At 61.8% G+C, this 16,746-nt stretch carries 11 protein-coding genes; 6 read left to right on the top strand and 5 right to left on the bottom strand.

The window, feature by feature from the left end; genetic code table 11:
• Nucleotides 1–2 precede the first annotated feature (2 nt).
• From Y703_RS0100145 to sufU, 4 genes are all read left to right on the top strand, one after another.
• Nucleotides 3–2,684: a helix-turn-helix transcriptional regulator gene (locus tag Y703_RS0100145; RefSeq protein WP_026551113.1), complete on the top strand. Its 2,682-nt coding sequence runs from the start codon at nt 3–5 to the stop codon at nt 2,682–2,684.
• Nucleotides 2,685–3,292: 608 nt separating this feature from the next.
• Complete coding sequence (locus tag Y703_RS0100140; protein WP_162148841.1) at nt 3,293–4,678, top strand: sugar transferase; 1,386 nt, start codon at nt 3,293–3,295, stop codon at nt 4,676–4,678.
• A 112-nt stretch (nt 4,679–4,790) separates the two neighbouring features.
• Nucleotides 4,791–6,089, top strand: a complete 1,299-nt coding sequence (locus Y703_RS0100135; protein ID WP_275450764.1) for a SufS family cysteine desulfurase — start codon at nt 4,791–4,793, stop codon at nt 6,087–6,089.
• Complete coding sequence (sufU, locus tag Y703_RS0100130; RefSeq protein WP_026551110.1) at nt 6,090–6,542, top strand: Fe-S cluster assembly sulfur transfer protein SufU; 453 nt, start codon at nt 6,090–6,092, stop codon at nt 6,540–6,542.
• A 6-nt stretch (nt 6,543–6,548) separates the two neighbouring features.
• Here sufU and nhaA read toward each other — a convergent pair whose 3' ends face one another.
• Genes nhaA through Y703_RS0100115 form a run of 3 tightly spaced genes read right to left on the bottom strand, consistent with a single transcriptional unit; the run spans nt 6,549 to nt 8,659 of the window.
• Nucleotides 6,549–7,901 carry a Na+/H+ antiporter NhaA gene (gene nhaA, locus Y703_RS0100125; RefSeq protein WP_026551109.1) on the bottom strand — a complete coding sequence of 451 codons (1,353 nt, stop codon included), beginning with the start codon at nt 7,899–7,901 and terminating at the stop codon, nt 6,549–6,551.
• Nucleotides 7,902–7,922: 21 nt separating this feature from the next.
• On the bottom strand, nt 7,923–8,144 hold the full coding sequence (locus Y703_RS0100120) for an SCO4848 family membrane protein (protein WP_026551108.1): 222 nt from the start codon (nt 8,142–8,144) through the stop codon (nt 7,923–7,925).
• An 8-nt stretch (nt 8,145–8,152) separates the two neighbouring features.
• Nucleotides 8,153–8,659, bottom strand: coding sequence for a DUF2505 domain-containing protein (locus Y703_RS0100115; RefSeq protein ID WP_026551107.1), 507 nt, complete (start codon nt 8,657–8,659; stop codon nt 8,153–8,155).
• A gap of 172 nt (nt 8,660–8,831) precedes the next feature.
• Between Y703_RS0100115 and mfd the strand changes: the two genes are divergently transcribed.
• On the top strand, nt 8,832–12,506 hold the full coding sequence (mfd, locus tag Y703_RS0100110; protein WP_173400591.1) for a transcription-repair coupling factor: 3,675 nt from the start codon (nt 8,832–8,834) through the stop codon (nt 12,504–12,506).
• 88 nt (nt 12,507–12,594) lie between these two features.
• Here the strand turns inward: mfd and Y703_RS20575 are convergent, their stop codons facing one another.
• Nucleotides 12,595–12,993, bottom strand: a complete 399-nt coding sequence (locus Y703_RS20575; RefSeq protein WP_051427153.1) for a hypothetical protein — start codon at nt 12,991–12,993, stop codon at nt 12,595–12,597.
• A gap of 173 nt (nt 12,994–13,166) precedes the next feature.
• Nucleotides 13,167–13,616 (bottom strand): PssD/Cps14F family polysaccharide biosynthesis glycosyltransferase, encoded by a 450-nt coding sequence (pssD, locus tag Y703_RS0100100; protein ID WP_026551105.1) that lies wholly within the window; start codon nt 13,614–13,616, stop codon nt 13,167–13,169.
• A 474-nt stretch (nt 13,617–14,090) separates the two neighbouring features.
• On the opposite strand from pssD, the gene Y703_RS0100095 reads away from it, so the two are divergent.
• Nucleotides 14,091–16,736 (top strand): AAA family ATPase, encoded by a 2,646-nt coding sequence (locus tag Y703_RS0100095; RefSeq protein ID WP_026551104.1) that lies wholly within the window; start codon nt 14,091–14,093, stop codon nt 16,734–16,736.
• The last annotated feature ends 10 nt before the right edge of the window (nt 16,737–16,746 follow it).

Genomic DNA, 16,746 nt, shown 5'->3' with positions numbered 1-16,746 from the left:
CCATGGCTGCAGGGGGAGTCGTACCCACAGCCACTGTCGGATTGGTCGGCAGGCAATCACTGGTCAGCGACATCGTCGGAACACTGACCGCCACACCCGCTCTCGGTGTATTAGTTGTGGGCGATCCCGGGCTCGGAAAGACTGCGTTATCCCGCGCCATCGCCGATGCGCTGGCAGAGGACGTCACGGTGGTGCAGATAAGTGCACAACGCTCCCTGCGCAAGGTCCCTTTTGGTGCGCTCGCCCCATACCTGACCGAGCTGACGGTAGCTGATGCAGGATCGCCGATCGCCATTTATCGTGGATTGACAAAGCATCTCGGGGAGCCGAAGGCCGGCGCCCCGGCTCCCCTATTTATCGTCGATGACGCGCACGATCTTGATGACAGTACGAGTATCCTGCTGGCGCAGCTTATTGCTACCCGCCGCGCCCAGGTCTTGGTGCTGGCCAGATCAACACCCGGGCCACCCTCTGAGTTCCTCTCGCTTTGGCACGACGGAATGCTACTCAGGTACGATCTCGGGCCTCTGAATCGGGAAGAGATTCACGAGTTATGCGTCCGGGAACTCGGAAGCGAGGTCCTCTCCAACGTCAGCGCGCTCCTCAGCAAAACGTCCAGGGGCAACCCCATGTTCCTCCTTGCGCTGCTTCACCCGGACGCCCGATCAAAATACCTGGTTCAACGCAATGGTGTGTGGTGCCTGTCGGGCGAGCGGCCGGAGATAGACCTTCGTCTCACCGACCTCATCAAAGGCCAACTACGGGGGCGTTCGCCCGCAGAGCTGGACGCTCTCGAAACTGTCGCCCTCGCTGAACCCGTGGCCATGAACGTTCTGCGCGAAAACTGCGACTCCCATGCGGTCGACACTCTCGTGGCTGACCAACTCCTGGCCCTCACCATCGGTCCTGATCGCCGGGTAGCTCTAGCTCACCCGTTGTACGGGGAAGTCATCCGTGCACAGGTTCCGGTCGGGAGAAGCCTAACGATCCGGCGACGTCTGCTGAAGCTCTCGGAGGAGCAGACAGAGTCTATCGAGGGTTTCCTCCGCTGGGTTTCCTGGGGCCTGGACTGTGGCGCAGTGCTCGACGACGCCACCCTCCTCAAAGCTGCGATTGTTGCGAACCGATTATATGATCCCGCGTTCGCGCTTCGTGCCGCGAGGGTTGTTCAGACGCCGGTGTTAAAATCGCGGGCGCTCGTGGAAATAGCTCACGCACGCGTGACACGCGGCGACTTCGCCTACGCCCGGGAGCTGGTGGACGAGGCGTTCCTGAACTGTGACAGCCTTCGGATCGCCAAGGAAGCGACACTCCTGTCCATCGACCTCCGGATGATAGCAGGAGCCAACTCTGGTGAAATCCAGAACGATGTGAACAGATGGACCAAGACCATCAACCGGATTGAGCAGCAACGGGACGGTGCCTCCAGCAGCTCCGTTCGACTATCCCGAATGGGATGTCGACTTCTCTCCTGTTTTGTGCTCAATCTGGATGGCCGATTTTCTGAGTCCGAGAAGCTACTCCGTGAGATCAACGATGAGTCGGACGGTACCGATGAAACCCGATTGGCGGCGCTGGCACTTCTTGGCGAAGCACTTGGATCCACTGGGCGGCCGCTGGAAGGTGCAGCGGTAACTAAAGAAGCCCTGACAATCATCGCTGAGAATGGGCACAGATTCTTGCGCCATCAGGGATTCGTGATCACCCGGCATGGCATGTGTTTGATTCGTGCGGGCCGGTGGAAAGAGATCAGCAATCTGCTGGTCGCCTACTCGCAGGCGGCCAGCGGTGGGATGGCGTTCTTCGGCGGGATCCTTGAGTATTTTGAGGGCATTGTTGCCCTTCGGCAGGGAAGGATGCGGACCGCTCGAAAACGGCTCATGCTCGCCGTCGAAGGCTTTCGGGAGTCAGACGTTGCGCAGCTCCTGACGATGGCCACTGGGATGGCAGCCTATGCCTGTTCCATGGCAGGAGATAACGCTGGGGCGCAACAGTATTCAACCGAGTTTGCCGCACTGCCACCGCACGGTTCTCTGCAGGCTCGGCTCCAGGGACGCATCCACGTGGTTAGCGCCGACGCGAAGTTAAGAGGTTCGACCGCGAGCATTTCTGAGCTCCGCCGGATCGCCGAACACGCCGATTCGGCGGGTATGTCAACCCTTTCCGCAACAGCGTATGAATTGGCGGTCCGGCTGGGGGACTCAAGTTCCCTGGCACCGCTCTCCCGAATTACCAGCGAATTCGACGGAAACGACGGCGCCATTGTGAGCGCGATGGCCGCAGCCATGCTCGCCAAGGACGCCACGGCCTTGGAAGCAGCTGCCCAACAGGCCCAGAACGGCGACTACTTCCTGATTGCGGCTGAGTGCTTGGGTATGGCGATCAACCTGCTTTCCCAGCACGGGCAGACCCAGCGTTCACGGGCATTGCAGCCCATCCTGAACACAGTGGTTGAGAAGCTTGAGGGTCTGCACGGTCAACAGTTCTCAGAGTCACAGTCGGTCACCAAGCTGACCCAGCGTGAACAAGACATTGTTAGCCTTGCGTCACAGGGCCATTCGAACCGCGACATCGCTGAGCTGCACGGGGTATCGGTCCGGACAGTGGAAGGGCACTTGTACCGAATCTTCGCCAAACTCGGCATCAGCCGCCGGGAAGATTTACAGGACCTGAACCAGACCTAAACCGGTGCAGCATGCTCAGCGAAGGGTTCGTCGTTGCGTAGCACCCGTCACCGCAACGAGTACTACCCGAGTTCGCAGTGCCTATCCGAGTAGTACCAGCTCTGTCGATTCAGGTAGCTACCACTCGTGTCCGGCATTCAGCTGATTCATAGGCTTGCCCCGAAAGCAGTTCCAGGGCGTTTATGAAGCGGGTCTCGCCATGTCAATCGATTCAACCAGCGGTGCAAACCGCTGGTCATCTGGAGTTACAAATTCCCATCTCCCCTCAGGTGGCGGAATAGTGGCCGAGTTAGACCACCCAATTCTGTCCTGGACGCAGCTGCGACCCCGCCGAAAGTTTTCTGTATCGGCACTGGGCCATCGCTCTGAACTACGTCCTCCCTATTCGGAGCCGGCGACGTCGGAGCCTTCTGAGACCAAGGCTCGTCCCCAGCCGTCGTCGGCTCCTTCCACGAGCGCCATCTACGTGGGCGCGTGCTGCCGCCCGGCGGCCTGACATGTATCAGGCTCAAGAACAGACGCTACGTTTTCCGTTCCCCTCCGTCTCGCGGCGCCCTCGGGTTCGCGGCGCAGCAGTCTCGGGAGTCCCCTGGCGCCAGCGCTACCAGATGTCCCTGCGTGTAACAGATACCCTGATCGTGCTGACTGTAGTCCTGATCAGTACCGACTGGATCCTGACAAACATGGCAAGCGGCACAGCCACTGCTGAAACGGTGACCTTTGCCGCCGCAGTCGGCGTGGGCTGGCTGGTCATGCTATCCATGTTTAGAACCCGTGACCCCCTGCTTATCGGGACAGGAGCCTCCGAATACAAGCGGATCGTCCAGGCCAGCGCGACCACCTTCAGCTGGATGGCTGTCGCAGTGGTGCTGTTCGGCGCCAACGATTTCCGCAACTTTCTCATCGTCACCCTTCCCGCGGGGCTACTGGGGCTGCTGTGCAGCCGCTGGATCTGGCGCAACTGGCTCATGCGCCAGCGCCGGTTTGGGTTGTTCCTCTCCAAAGTCATAGTGGTAGGACGGTACGATGACGTCCAGTACGTCGTCGGACAGCTGGCCAAGAAATCAGGCGCGGTCTATGACGTCGTAGGCACAGTGCTTGAGGGTAGGGACAGATCGCAGTTCATCCACGCAGGTGAACGACGTATCCCAGTGGTGTACGGCTTGAGCAGAGTCGAGAAATCGGTCGCCGAGACCGGAGCCGACGCGGTAATTGTCGCAGGACACCTGCACAAGGGGAGCAAATACATCAGGGAACTGGGGTGGCGGCTTGAGCGCTCCGCCACTGAACTGGTGCTGGCCTCGACTCTGACCAATGTGGCGGGTCCACGGATTCAGATGAGGCCAGTCGAAGGTCTGCCCCTCATGCACGTAGAGATGCCCCAATTCGCTGGGGGACGTCATGTGGTCAAGCGGGTAATGGACGTGATCGTGTCACTTTCAGCGTTGATCGCGCTGGCACCCGTCTTTGCAGTTGTTGCGCTGCTGATCAGACATGACAGCCCCGGACCAGTGCTCTTCACCCAGAATCGCGTTGGCCGATCGTCAGCCGAGTTCCCGATGTACAAGTTCCGTTCAATGGTGACAACCGCTGAAGAAGACCTGGTTGCACTGAAAGCCCGCAGCGAAGGCAACGGGGTCCTCTTCAAAATGCGTGACGATCCGCGGGTCACCACTGTGGGACGTTGGCTGCGCAAGTACTCAATCGATGAACTCCCACAGCTCTATAATGTCCTTCGAGGCGACATGGCGCTGGTGGGGCCCCGCCCACCGCTGCCGAGTGAGGTGTCCGGGTACGCCGGGCACACCCACCGCAGGCTTTTCATCAAACCGGGGCTAACCGGTCTGTGGCAGATCAGCGGGCGCTCGGACCTTGGCTGGGAGGAGAGTGTTCGCCTCGACCTTTACTACGTAGAGAATTGGTCGGTTACTGGCGATCTGATGATCATGTGGCGGACCTTCAAGGTCATGATTCAGCCGGTCGGCGCATACTAGGAGTTTGAGCTCCACGCACCATCATGGCGATGGGCAGGGTAGAACTGATTGATCTTCATGAGGCCGGGACGGGTAGAGTATAGGTGCCCCGTAATAACTGAGGAGAGCCCGCTTGTCCATACCCTCCGCACCGCATCATCCGTTGACCGACACCGAGGTACGGCGGATCCGCAACGATTTCCCCATTCTGGACACTCAGGTCAACTCACGCCCACTGATCTACCTCGATTCCGGTGCCACGTCACAGAACCCGCTGACCGTGATGGAGGCTGAGCAGGAGTTCTACGAACAACGCAATTCAGCTGTCCACCGCGGCGCGCACACACTGGCCGTCGACGCGACCGACGCCTACGAGGCGGCCCGCGAAACGATCTCAGCTTTCGTCGGCGCAGCGGTGGACGAGATTGTGTGGACCTCCAACGCCACCGAGGCGCTGAACCTGGTGGCCTACTCGTTCTCCAACGCCTCCGTGGGTCGAGGTGGAGCAGCTGCCCACCGGCTCGCGATCGGTCCCGGCGACGAGATTGTCGTCACCGAGATGGAGCACCACGCCAACCTCATCCCGTGGCAGGAGCTGGCGGCCCGCACCGGCGCTACGCTCCGCTATATCCCGGTCGACGACGACGGCGCCCTCCGTCTGGACGAGGCAGCGGCCATTATCAACCAGGCCACGGCGATAGTGGCCTTCACCCACGCCTCCAACGTGCTTGGCACGATCAACCCGGTTGCCGAACTCGTGGCGATGGCTCGCGAGCACGGCGCACTGACCGTCCTTGACGCGTGCCAGTCGGTGCCTCACCTGCCCGTTGATGTCCATGACCTCGGCATCGACTTCATGGCGTTCTCCGGCCATAAAATGCTTGGCCCCACCGGCATCGGAGCCCTTTACGGCCGGGCCGAGCTGCTCAATGCGATGCCCCCGTTCCTGACCGGCGGATCAATGATCACCACTGTCACCATGGAGGGCGCCGGGTACCTCCCGGCGCCGGCGAGATTCGAAGCTGGCACCCAGCGGATCTCCCAGGCCATAGCTCTGGCTGCCGCTGCCAACTACCTCACCGAAACCGGCATGGAGCGGATCCAGGAGTGGGAGGAAACACTGGGGCGGCAGCTGGTCGAAGGCCTCAGCCAGATCCCTGGGATCCGGGTCCTCGGTCCGGCCGCGAGGGTGGACCGGATTGGTCTGGCAGCGTTCGACGTCGACGGTGTCCACGCCCACGACGTTGGCCAGTATCTTGACCACCAGGGCATTGCCGTCCGGGTGGGCCACCACTGCGCCCAGCCGCTGCATCGCCGGCTCGGCCTGACGGCGACCACCCGTGCCAGCACTTATCTGTATAACACCAGCGATGAAGTGGCTGCTTTCCTCGCAGCCGTCGCCGGAGTCCGCCCGTTCTTTGGAGTGAAGTAAATGTCCGATGACCTGCAGCAGCTCTACCAACAGATCATCCTCGATCATGCCAAGGAACGGCACGGGGCGGGACTGCAGGAGCACGACGGCGTTGGTACGTGCGGCGAGTCCCACCAGCTCAACCCTGTCTGCGGAGACGAGATCACGTTGCGGGCAGTTCTCTCTGATGGCACGCTCACCAGTGTGAGCTGGGATGGCGCCGGCTGCGCCATCTCCATGTCGTCGGCGTCGGTGATGACCGATCTGATGCTCGGCCTGGCGCGGGACGACGCGATGGACCTGGTTGACGAGTTCCGGACCGTGATGCGATCACGCGGGAAGATCGTCGCCGACGAGGAAGTGCTGGGTGACGCGGCGGCGCTCGCCGGAGTCTCCCGGTACCCGGCACGGGTCAAGTGCGCGATGCTCGCCTGGGTGGCACTGGAAGAGGCGCTTCTCGCAGCGAACCGTTAGCCGGTCCTAGCGGTTCCGGTCCTCAAAGAGATCCGGAACGCCGTCGTCGTCAGCGTCAACGCGTTCAGCTTCCTCGATCCGGCGGTAGTGCCTATTCCGGCTCCTGAGAATCACCGACGCCGCCAGCGCAGCGATCAGTGAGGCGCCCAGGATGGCCACCTTTGCGTGGTCATTGTGTTCAGAGCCCTGCTCGAAGCTCAGGTCGTTGACCAGGAGGGACACGGTAAAGCCCACGCCGGCGAGCAGCCCAACGCCCAGGAGGTCAACCCACCGCAGGTCGGGGTCAAGGTTCGCCCGGGTGGTCTTGGTCAGGGCAAAGGTGGTCAGCAGAATCCCGATGGGTTTGCCCAGCACCAGCCCGGCAATGATACCGAGCGTCACTGTGTCGCCTATCGCCGAGATCAGTCCCTCGGTTCCACCCACGGCAACGCCGGCGGAGAAGAAGGCGAACACCGGTACCGCGAACCCGGTGGAGAGTGGCCGGAACCGATGCTCGAAAATCTCGGCGAGGCCAGGTTTATTGGGCCGCGGCAGCAAGGCGTTTCCATCCCTGCCCTTGCGCAGGACAGGGACAAGGAAACCAAGCAGCACACCAGCGACCGTCGCATGGACTCCCGAGGCATGCATCAAAATCCAGGTGGCCACTCCGATCGGCAGGAGAATCAGCCAGGCGGCCGGGGTGTGCCGGCCGAAATATTTGGGGTTCTTCTGCGCCAGGAAGCCAAACAGGGCCAGCGGCAGCAGCATGAGTAGCAGATAGGTGAACTCGACGTCGTCCGAGTAGAAGAACGCGATGATGCCGATAGCGATCAGGTCATCGACCACGGCCAGGGTGAGCAGGAATACCCGCAGCGCGCTCGGAAGATGCGAGCTGATCACCGCCAGGACGGCCAGCGCGAAGGCGATGTCGGTTGCGGTCGGAATAGCCCACCCCCGCAGGGACTCCGGCGAGGCCAGATTGATCACCGTATAGAACAGTGCTGGTACCACGACGCCGCCAGCAGCGGCCGTCACCGGCACAACTGCCCTGCTGAACCGCCGCAGGTCTCCGGCGACGAACTCCCGCTTGAGCTCCAGCCCCACCAGGAAGAAAAAGACGGCGAGAAGCCCATCAGCTGCCCAGGCTCCGACGCTCAACCTGAGGTGCCACGGTTCGTATCCGAATTCGAAGTCCCGGATGGCGAAGTAGCTGGCCGACGCTGGCGAATTTGCCCAGATCAGCGCTGCGACCGCGGCGATCAGCAGGAGAATGCCGCCAACTGTTTCCTTACGCAGGATCTCGCTGATTCGTTGGTACTCGGGATAGCTTGACCGCCCAAGGATGCGCTTCGGGGCTTGGGGTTCCTGATTCTCGCTCACGTCTGGTCCTCTTCTGGTGCTCTAGCCGATCAGGGTGCGGACGCCGATGATCAGGGTGGCCAGTCCCAGGATCATTGAGGTGCTGATCAGCATAAAGTGCACCTTCAGGAAACGGGTCGGTGCTCCCTGCTCATCCTTTGAACGGGGGTCCTTGAAGATTCGACGCAGGAAGGGTGGCCAGACAATGAGCGTCCAGACGCCGCTCAGGATGAGAATCAGCGCCAGGGGGGTGGGGAGTGACACGGTGATTCCTACTCTGCCGTCCGGCGTTCAAGCCATTTGCCGGCTTCGGAGGCCTGCAGGTTGAGGGCCTTGCCGATCATGGGTTCCGCAGCTGAGGCGATCTTCGATCCCATGAACGGAATTGAGGAACTGACTGTTCCGGTCAGGTCCACACGGGTGTCAGTTCCGACGGAGACCAGCAGTTGTTCGGCGTCGACAGTGACCGGCACACCGGCGATGGTCATAGTGATTGTGGCGGTCCGAGAACCATCGGCGAGGGGAGCTGCCCACTGTTCGGTCTGGGTGACGGTGAGGGAATCACCGACGAACTTGCGGGCCATTTCCGGAAGTCGCCTGGTGGGAAGCGTCCTGACAGCGGTCAGCGTGAAGGCCGACAACGTGTCGCCGTCGACAGTCACTGACTTCAGTGTGCCGCCGACGTGTTCGCTGACGTGCTTCAGGAAGGCCTCGTCGGTGAAGACGCCGGTTACCGCGGCGACGTCGTAGGGCAGAGTTGTTGAGGCGTTCAGTGCCAAGGGTCCTCCGAAGGGTAAGACGATGAGGTGGAAAGCGGATTTGCGTCCCACCTATCCTAAGGCCTGATCGGTCTCCTGGTCGGCCCCGCAGGGTAAGCTTAGGGTATCCCCGGAATTCGACAGAATTTCGGGCTTTTGTGCTGGACAGGCCCGTTTCGGTAGTCCACCGCGAATGTGCATCTGCGACCGAAAATTGCCGGAACTGACGGATCCTGTAGGAGAACCATTGAGCCTGAACGGACTGCGCGCCGCACTGATCGAGGACACGTCCTTCGCCCGGGTGAGGATGAACGCATCGAACGGCGTCGCTGAACGCAACACCGACCTGCAGATCGGAGCCCCCGCGGGGCTGCGGGCGGCACTCCTGGCAGAGATGGTGGACGGCCTCCCCTCTGCAGGAACCGACAGCGGCGCACCCGACGGCCGCCCACCAGTGGTCCTGGCGGTCACCGCGACCGGGCGTGAAGCAGAAGATCTGGCCGCCGCCCTCAGGAGCTACCTGCCGGCGTCAGATATCGAAGAGTTCCCCAGTTGGGAAACTCTGCCGCACGAGCGTCTGTCCCCCCGCTCCGACACCGTGGGCCGGCGGCTGTCGGTGCTGCGGCGTTTGGCGCATCCTGCGGGGCGCCCCGTGCGGATTATTGTCGCTCCCATTCGTGCAGTGGTGCAGCCACTGGTTGCTGGCCTCGGAGAATTGCTGCCGGTCACCCTCACCGTGGGCCAGGACGCAGTGTTTTCCGATGTGGTTCGGGCGCTGTCCGACGCCGCCTACGCCCGCGTGGACATGGTCACCCACCGCGGAGAGTTCGCGGTGCGCGGTGGCATCATTGATGTGTTCCCACCGACCGAGGACCACCCGATCCGGGTTGAGTTTTTCGGCGACGAAGTGGAGGCAATGCGCTGGTTCGCTGTTGCCGACCAGCGGTCATTGGCGCGGGACGACGACGGCAGCCCGGCCGCGCTCTTCGCCCCGCCCTGCCGCGAGATTCTGATTACCCCAGCAGTCATGTCCCGGGCGGCCACCCTGAAGGCAGGCCTCCCGGCGGCCGCCGCCATGCTGGAAAAGATCGCGGGCGGCATCGCGGTTGAGGGGATGGAATCCCTGGCGCCGGTCCTGGTCGATTCGATGGTGCCCATGGTAGGCGAACTGCCGGCAGGGTCGATCGCGGTCGTCATCGAGCCGGAGAAGGTGCGAACCCGGGCCCACGACCTCGCCGCCACCAACGAGGAATTCCTTGAGGCAGCCTGGGCGACAGCTTCCGACGGCGGCGCTGCCCCGCTCGACCTGGGCGGCACTCTGGGTGCTGACCTGCAGACGGCCAGCTTCAGGTCGCTGACCGACACCCGGTCTGCGGCGCTGGCAAACGACGTTGCCTGGTGGTCCATCACTTCCTTCGCCTCCGATGACTCGCTTCAGGACCTCCTGCCCGAGATAGACACGTTCACAGTTCACGCCCGCGAACCACGCGGCTATCAGGGCGATGTGGCGGAGATGATGGAGTTCCTGGGCAAGCGGGTGAAGGACCAGTGGCGGGTGGTAGTCGCCACCGAGGGCCCCGGCCCGGCAGCGCGGCTGGCCGAACTGTTCCACGACCATGACATTCCGGCGGCGCGGGTGGACTCACTCGATTCGCCGCCGCAACCGGGCATCATCGAGATCACCACCGCGTCGGCGGGCCGCGGGTTTGTGCTGGATTCTCTCAAGCTGGGGCTGTTGACCGAGGCCGACCTGCTGGGCCGGACCACCGCCTCGGGAACCCGCGACATGCGGAAGATGCCCTCCAAACGGCGCAACGCAGTTGACCCGTTGCAGCTGCGCGAAGGCGACTACGTGGTGCACGAGCAGCACGGCGTCGCGCGGTTCGTTGAGCTGCTGCAACGTGCATCAGGCGCCGGGCCGACCAAAACCATCCGCGAATACCTGCTGCTTGAATACGCGCCGTCCAAACGCGGCGCCCCGGGCGACCGCCTGTTTGTGCCCACTGACCAGCTGGACCAGGTGACCCGGTACGTGGGCGGAGATGCCCCCGCGCTAAGCAAAATGGGCGGCTCGGACTGGGCCAGCACCAAGTCCAAGGCGCGCAAGGCGGTCAAGGAGATCGCAGGGGAGCTGATCCGGTTGTACTCGGCGCGGATGGCCTCCCGTGGCTTCGCCTTCTCCACCGACACACCCTGGCAGCGTGAGTTGGAAGAAGCGTTCCCCTACATTGAGACGCCCGACCAGTTGACCACCATCAACGAGGTCAAAGCCGATATGGAGCGCGAGGTGCCGATGGACCGTCTGGTCTCCGGCGACGTCGGCTACGGAAAAACAGAGATCGCCGTGCGGGCGGCGTTCAAGGCAGTCCAGGACGGGAAGCAGGTTGCGGTCCTGGTGCCCACCACACTGCTGGTGCAGCAGCATAACGAAACCTTCTCCGAACGGTTCTCCGGTTTCCCGGTGCGGGTCAAGCCTCTGTCCCGGTTCCAGAGTGCGAAAGAGTCGCGGGAAACCACCGATGGAATCAGTACCGGCGCCGTCGATGTGGTCATTGGCACCCACCGGTTGCTCTCCAACCAGGTGCAGTTCAAGGATCTGGGCCTCGTGATCGTTGACGAGGAGCAGCGTTTCGGAGTTGAACACAAAGAGGCGCTGAAGAAGATGCGCACCAACGTTGACGTCCTCGCCATGAGTGCGACCCCGATTCCCAGGACACTCGAAATGTCACTGACCGGCATCCGTGAGACCTCGACCCTTGCCACCCCGCCGGAGGAACGGCACCCCGTGCTGACCTATGTGGGTCCTTACACGGACAAGCAGACCTCGGCGGCCATACGCCGTGAATTGATGCGCGAGGGGCAGGTCTTCTTCGTCCACAACCGGGTGTCATCGATCGACCGGACCGCGGCGCACCTGAAGGAGCTGGTGCCCGAGGCCCGCGTCGCCGTCGCGCACGGCCAGATGAGCGAGTCCCGGCTGGAGCAGATCATTGTCGACTTCTGGGAGAAACGCTTTGACGTGCTCGTGTGCACCACCATCATTGAGACTGGCCTGGACATCTCCAACGCCAACACGCTGATCGTTGACCGGGCCGACAACTACGGCCTGTCCCAGCTGCACCAGCTCCGCGGGCGGGTGGGCCGCGGCAGGGAGCGGGCCTACGCCTACTTCCTCTATCCGTCGGAAAGACCCCTGGGCGAGGTGGCCCTCGAGCGCCTGAAGGCTGTCGCCTCGCATAACGAACTCGGCGCTGGCATGCAGCTGGCACTGAAGGACCTCGAGATCCGCGGCGCCGGTAATATGCTTGGCGGCGAGCAATCAGGCCACATCCAGGGGGTGGGCTTCGACCTGTACATCAGGTTGGTCGGGGAGGCCGTCGCTGACTTCCGCGGCGAGGCTGAGGAAAAGGCAGCCGAGATGAAGATCGAACTACCAGTCAACGCGCACCTTCCCCACGACTATGTGCCGGGGGAGCGGTTGCGGCTGGAGGCCTACCGAAAACTTGCCTCGGCACTCACAGTTGAAGCGATTGACGGGGTGGTTGAGGAGCTCAATGACAGGTATGGCGAGCCGCCCGCGCCGGTGGTGAACCTTATTGCCGTTGCACGGTTCAGGGTGGCTGCACGCGCCGTGGGCCTGACCGATGTGGCGCTCCAGGGAAACTTCATCAAGTTCGCCCCGGCCGTCCTGCCGGAATCGAAGGAAATGCGGCTCAAGCGCATGTATCCGGGGTCCTCGGTGAAGCCAGCCCTGAACGCCGCGCTGATCCCGAAACCCAAATCGTCGCCGGTGGGCGGACGGGACCTCGCCGACGCTGACATCCTCACCTGGGCGCAGAACGTGGTGGACGCGATCTTTACCGACTAACGGTTCCGCTGGCATCAAATAACTACTGCTGAGGCTGGGAATGTGGAAGATTAGGGACCGTGAATGACGCAATGGCGAGTCGCCCGCGTTAGGAGTGGCGGCTCACCAACTGCTTGATGCGCCGGAGTGCGACGGGCTTGTGGGGGCTCATTTCGAGCTGGCGAATGGCTTCGTCCAGCTTCATTGCAGCCGTCTGTGCGCCGGAGATGCGGGGCGCTGTCCGCATTGATTCCGGGTATTGGAGGGCACGTTCCATTGCCTGCGCGAGAGCCCCGGAGCTGTTGACCACCATCGCGTTCCCGTATCTCGCCATGGTGTTCGCGAAAGCGATTTGATGACTGTCGACAACCTCGTGCATTTCGGGTCTACGCGCGACTGCGATGGGAATATGCCCCACCTCCCGGGCGTCGAGAATGGACCCTGGGCCACCTTGAACCACAACAACGGTTGCGCGACTGTATAGCCCCAGCAGCTCTTGTCGGGGCATCCGCGTTACACCCTCCGCAAATCGGGGGGCGCGACTGGCACCATGTTGGACTAGACAACTCGGCGCTGACGGCGTGGAGGAGAGCCATTCGTCAATCCAATCCACAAGCCGGTCGAATCTATGATGATCTGTACCCAACGAGACGATCACCTGCGGTTGGGAGGCGAAATTGCTCATAGGATCGGTCCGATATTGATTGCATCAGGGTAGTACCGCATTTGTTCCTCCCATTGCACGCAGAATACGTCGGAGAGCGGATAACACAGTCTGCCGCTAAGGGTGGGCATTGTAATCCTGTCAAAGCACTCGATGTACACCGTATGGATCTGCAGAAGTTTTGCGACAACGAAGAATGGAACGCTCACACCGGCGCCGACTGACACCACCACATCGGGCCTGAATCGACGCAGGGTTGGCCATGCCAACAGAAGGTTCTTGAATGCGTTGGGGATGTTGCGAGTCGTCGGGAAATAGCACCAAGTGACCTCTTCACTTGCCAACGCTGCCTCCACCTCTGGGCGGCGGAAAGTAACCCAGGATCGCGCATGAGCGCGCCACCAATCGTCCAATGGCAACAACTGAGCGAGGTGGCCTCCCGCGGAGGTCACTAGCATGATCTTCATCGATTCTTCCTTTCCGGGATCTGCCCCGTGCTGCGTCCTGTCAGTGCCCACTCCCGAACGGAACCTGAGTTTCGGCTTGATATCGATGTGATGGACAGAAGCCTAGGGTGAGGGGGTCGGGCAGGACACGAGTACTCGCTACTCGGACTTCTTGTGGCGAGTACCCGCGACGAGCTAAACCGTGGGGAACTCAACCATGCGAGGAAGGTTAAGTACCGATCCGTCTACCCGTCATCGACCGGGTAGTACTCGGTTCTCCCGGGTTGGGGGTTGGGCGCAGGGCATGTTTACACCTCCACCAGTTCAGGGCCGTATCGAAAGCTCCGATCGCGAGTTGCCATGGACGCATTCTCGAATCGGACCTAGGATGGGCTCACCAGCCCGACATCGCACTATCCGCTCCCTAGAGGAAGCCCGCATGGTCGTCTTCAGCTCTACCTGGAGCCGATTTACGACGAGTATCGGCTCAGGCTCATGACAACCCGTCAGACGCCCACTGCAACGATCCGGAGCCGGGAAGAGATGGTTTCGGCGGCGCTACATTCGCTTGAGCCGGGGAGAGGCGGCGTCATTCTCGTGGGTGGCGCAGGAGTCGGCAAATCCACAATTGCCAGCGCTATGCTCTCGCGAACCGGTTCAAACTTCCACGTAGAACACATCCGGTGCAGCCCGGTGGCTTCCCGGACGCCGTATGGCGCCCTGAGCCTGTTATTGAGCGCCCTGGACGCCCGTTCGCTCGGCCATCCTGCACTCCTCCTTGAGGGACTTGCGAGCGTGCTCATCGAGCATGCCAAGGGGAAACCATTGCTGATCTTTCTGGAGAACGCTGAGAGCCTTGATCCACTCACCGCGACAGTGATCACTCAGTTGGCCTCCAGCGGTTCGGTCACTCTGCTCATCACAAGCCAAGACATTGCCGCTGGGAGCGGGGAGTTCCTCAAATTGTGGACTACGGGCCACTTACGGCGTATAGACGTGGAACCCCTCAGCCTCGTTGAAGCCGGAGATCTGCTGCAACAGACGTTAGAAAAGCGTCTCTCCGCTATCGCTATTCGGACGTTGTGGTCGGTCACGGGAGGCAATCCCCTATTCCTGCAGGTGTTGGCCCAAAAGCAGATAAGTAGCGGACGATTGTTTGAACTCGACGGTGTGTGGGTCCTGGCCGGAGATGTCCTCTTCTCAGAGGACATCGCGGAAATCGTCAGGCTAGGACTTGACGCCCTGACGCCTGCGCAGTGTCGCGTGCTGGAGGTTCTTGCCCTTGCCGGCGCGTTGCCCGTGAAAGTCCTGAACCAGATCGTTGACCCCGAGGATACTGATTATCTCCAGGAACAAGAGATGGTGGAGGTCTCACCAGGCCCGGAGCTCACCGCACGAATCAGCGACCGGCTCACCGCTGAAGCCCTAAGATTTGGAATGCCATCAGGAAGGAGTCGTGAGCTCTGGGAACGCCTCAATGCGGTCCTGGATCCTTCCACCCTCCCGCCGGCTAGCCTTCCCCACTTTGCGTGTTGGGGCCGCGATTGCGGAGTGGATCTTGACCCATCACTGCTGCTGCGGGCGGCCAAAGCTGCCAACGAGCAGTGTGACCCCCGTTCAGCTCTGGCGCTGCTACCCGATATCGACACAGCGACACGCGAGCCGGCAGCACTCCTTGAAACGGTACGGGCGCTCGTGGCACTCGGCGAGCTAGCAACCGCGAGCCAGGTTCTGGGCACGATCTCGTCCGTCGAAGGTGTGCCAGATCCAGAGCTACGGGCCAGCCTAGCAATCGAGCATCACAAACTAGCGCGGGCGTTGCCCGACGAAACGGGCCAGCCAACCGGAGTTTTGTCGGTAACCGAGTGTGTGCACGAAGGCATGGCTAGGGCCATCCATCGTGTGGACCCGCAGACCACAATGATGGTGGACAGACTGATCCTGGCCAAAGCTGAGCAGGCAATGTTCGACGGCAGGCACGCGCAACTGCCCGATGAATTGCCTGACCTTTACTTCGACCGCGACCGGTTACCCGACCTTCGAATGTACGCCGGCAGTTTGCTCTGCGAGGCGTGGTCGGTGACTGGGCGACAGCAAGAAGCGGTGACGTTGGTTAGGGACCTGCTGCGGGAAATCGGCACCTCGAACGTATCGGAGGCGGCGCGAGACGCGGTGTATCTTCGGGCATTCAACGCGCTCCTGTTTGCGGGGGAGTACGCCGAATGCCTTGAACTGCTCGACGGCGAGGAAGCACTCGGTATGAACCGGGTGCGGTGGGCGTCCCGTAGCGAACTTTTCCGGGGCCTACTCTATGCGTACGCGGGATGTTCTGATCTTGCCCTGGAGTCCCTAGTGCCAGCGCTGAGCCAGCTAAGCCTTCGGGACCCGGAAGGGATGGCGCCTTATGCTCGGGCCGCTACGGCCTACGCCTATTCCCTCCAGGACGAGACCGAGCGCGCAAAGCACCATCTTGGTCTGGTACGGGTTCACGGCTACCCTTCTTCATGGAGCATCCAGCGCGGAACGACGTACTTTACCCTTCTAGCTTCTTCCGGCAGCGGGTTAACTGAGGACGTTGCCGATGAACTGACCTCTTTTGCCAGTGAGGATCTGGCAAACGGGAACGTATCCCATGCTCTGGTTTTTCTATCAGCCGCGACTCGGTTAGAGGGTACAGTTTCAGGGGATATGCTCGCCAGCGCCGCCCGGAGAAACGATGGGGCATACGCCACACTGTGTAGGGATTTCGGGGCTGGTCTGGTTCTTGACGACGCACCAGTGTTGATCCGCGCAGCCGAACTAGCGCAGGAGATTGGCAATCCACTTTTCAGTTATGACGCGGCTAGGGCCTCCCGCGCTGCGGCGCACCGTGCGGGGAACCGGGCAGGGGTTCGGGCCGCGCGGTTGGTGGAGAATACAAGCTACCGCCTGCTTCGGCGCTCTCACGGGATCGAGGATCGTTTGGCGCTGCTCACCGAGTTCGAACTGGCCTTGGCAACGGCCGCCGCGGCTGGCGAGAGCAGTGCCGCTCTGGGCCGGAGTCTGAATCTGTCCGCGCGCACGATTGATTGGCATTTGGGGAAAATTTTCGAGCGGCTTCACATCTCCGGCCGGGCACAACTTCGAGAAATTCTTTGTTGAAGGTGTGATC

This window comes from Arthrobacter sp. H20 (assembly GCF_000520515.1).
GTDB lineage: Bacteria > Actinomycetota > Actinomycetes > Actinomycetales > Micrococcaceae > Arthrobacter_D.
The sequence above is the reverse complement of the archived record's forward strand: the minus strand, read 5'-3'. Positions and strand labels throughout refer to the sequence as shown.

Bases quoted from the DNA above. Each gene is read 5' to 3' on its own strand.
- Y703_RS0100145 (WP_026551113.1), top strand. From the start codon at position 3: ATGGCTGCAGGGGGAGTCGTACCCACAGCCACTGTCGGATTGGTCGGC.
- Y703_RS0100140 (WP_162148841.1), top strand. From the start codon at position 3,293: ATGTCCCTGCGTGTAACAGATACCCTGATCGTGCTGACTGTAGTCCTG.
- sufU (WP_026551110.1), top strand. From the start codon at position 6,090: ATGTCCGATGACCTGCAGCAGCTCTACCAACAGATCATCCTCGATCAT.
- mfd (WP_173400591.1), top strand. From the start codon at position 8,832: ATGTGCATCTGCGACCGAAAATTGCCGGAACTGACGGATCCTGTAGGA.
- Y703_RS20575 (WP_051427153.1), bottom strand. From the start codon at position 12,993: ATGCCCCGACAAGAGCTGCTGGGGCTATACAGTCGCGCAACCGTTGTT.
- pssD (WP_026551105.1), bottom strand. From the start codon at position 13,616: ATGAAGATCATGCTAGTGACCTCCGCGGGAGGCCACCTCGCTCAGTTG.
- Y703_RS0100095 (WP_026551104.1), top strand. From the start codon at position 14,091: ATGACAACCCGTCAGACGCCCACTGCAACGATCCGGAGCCGGGAAGAG.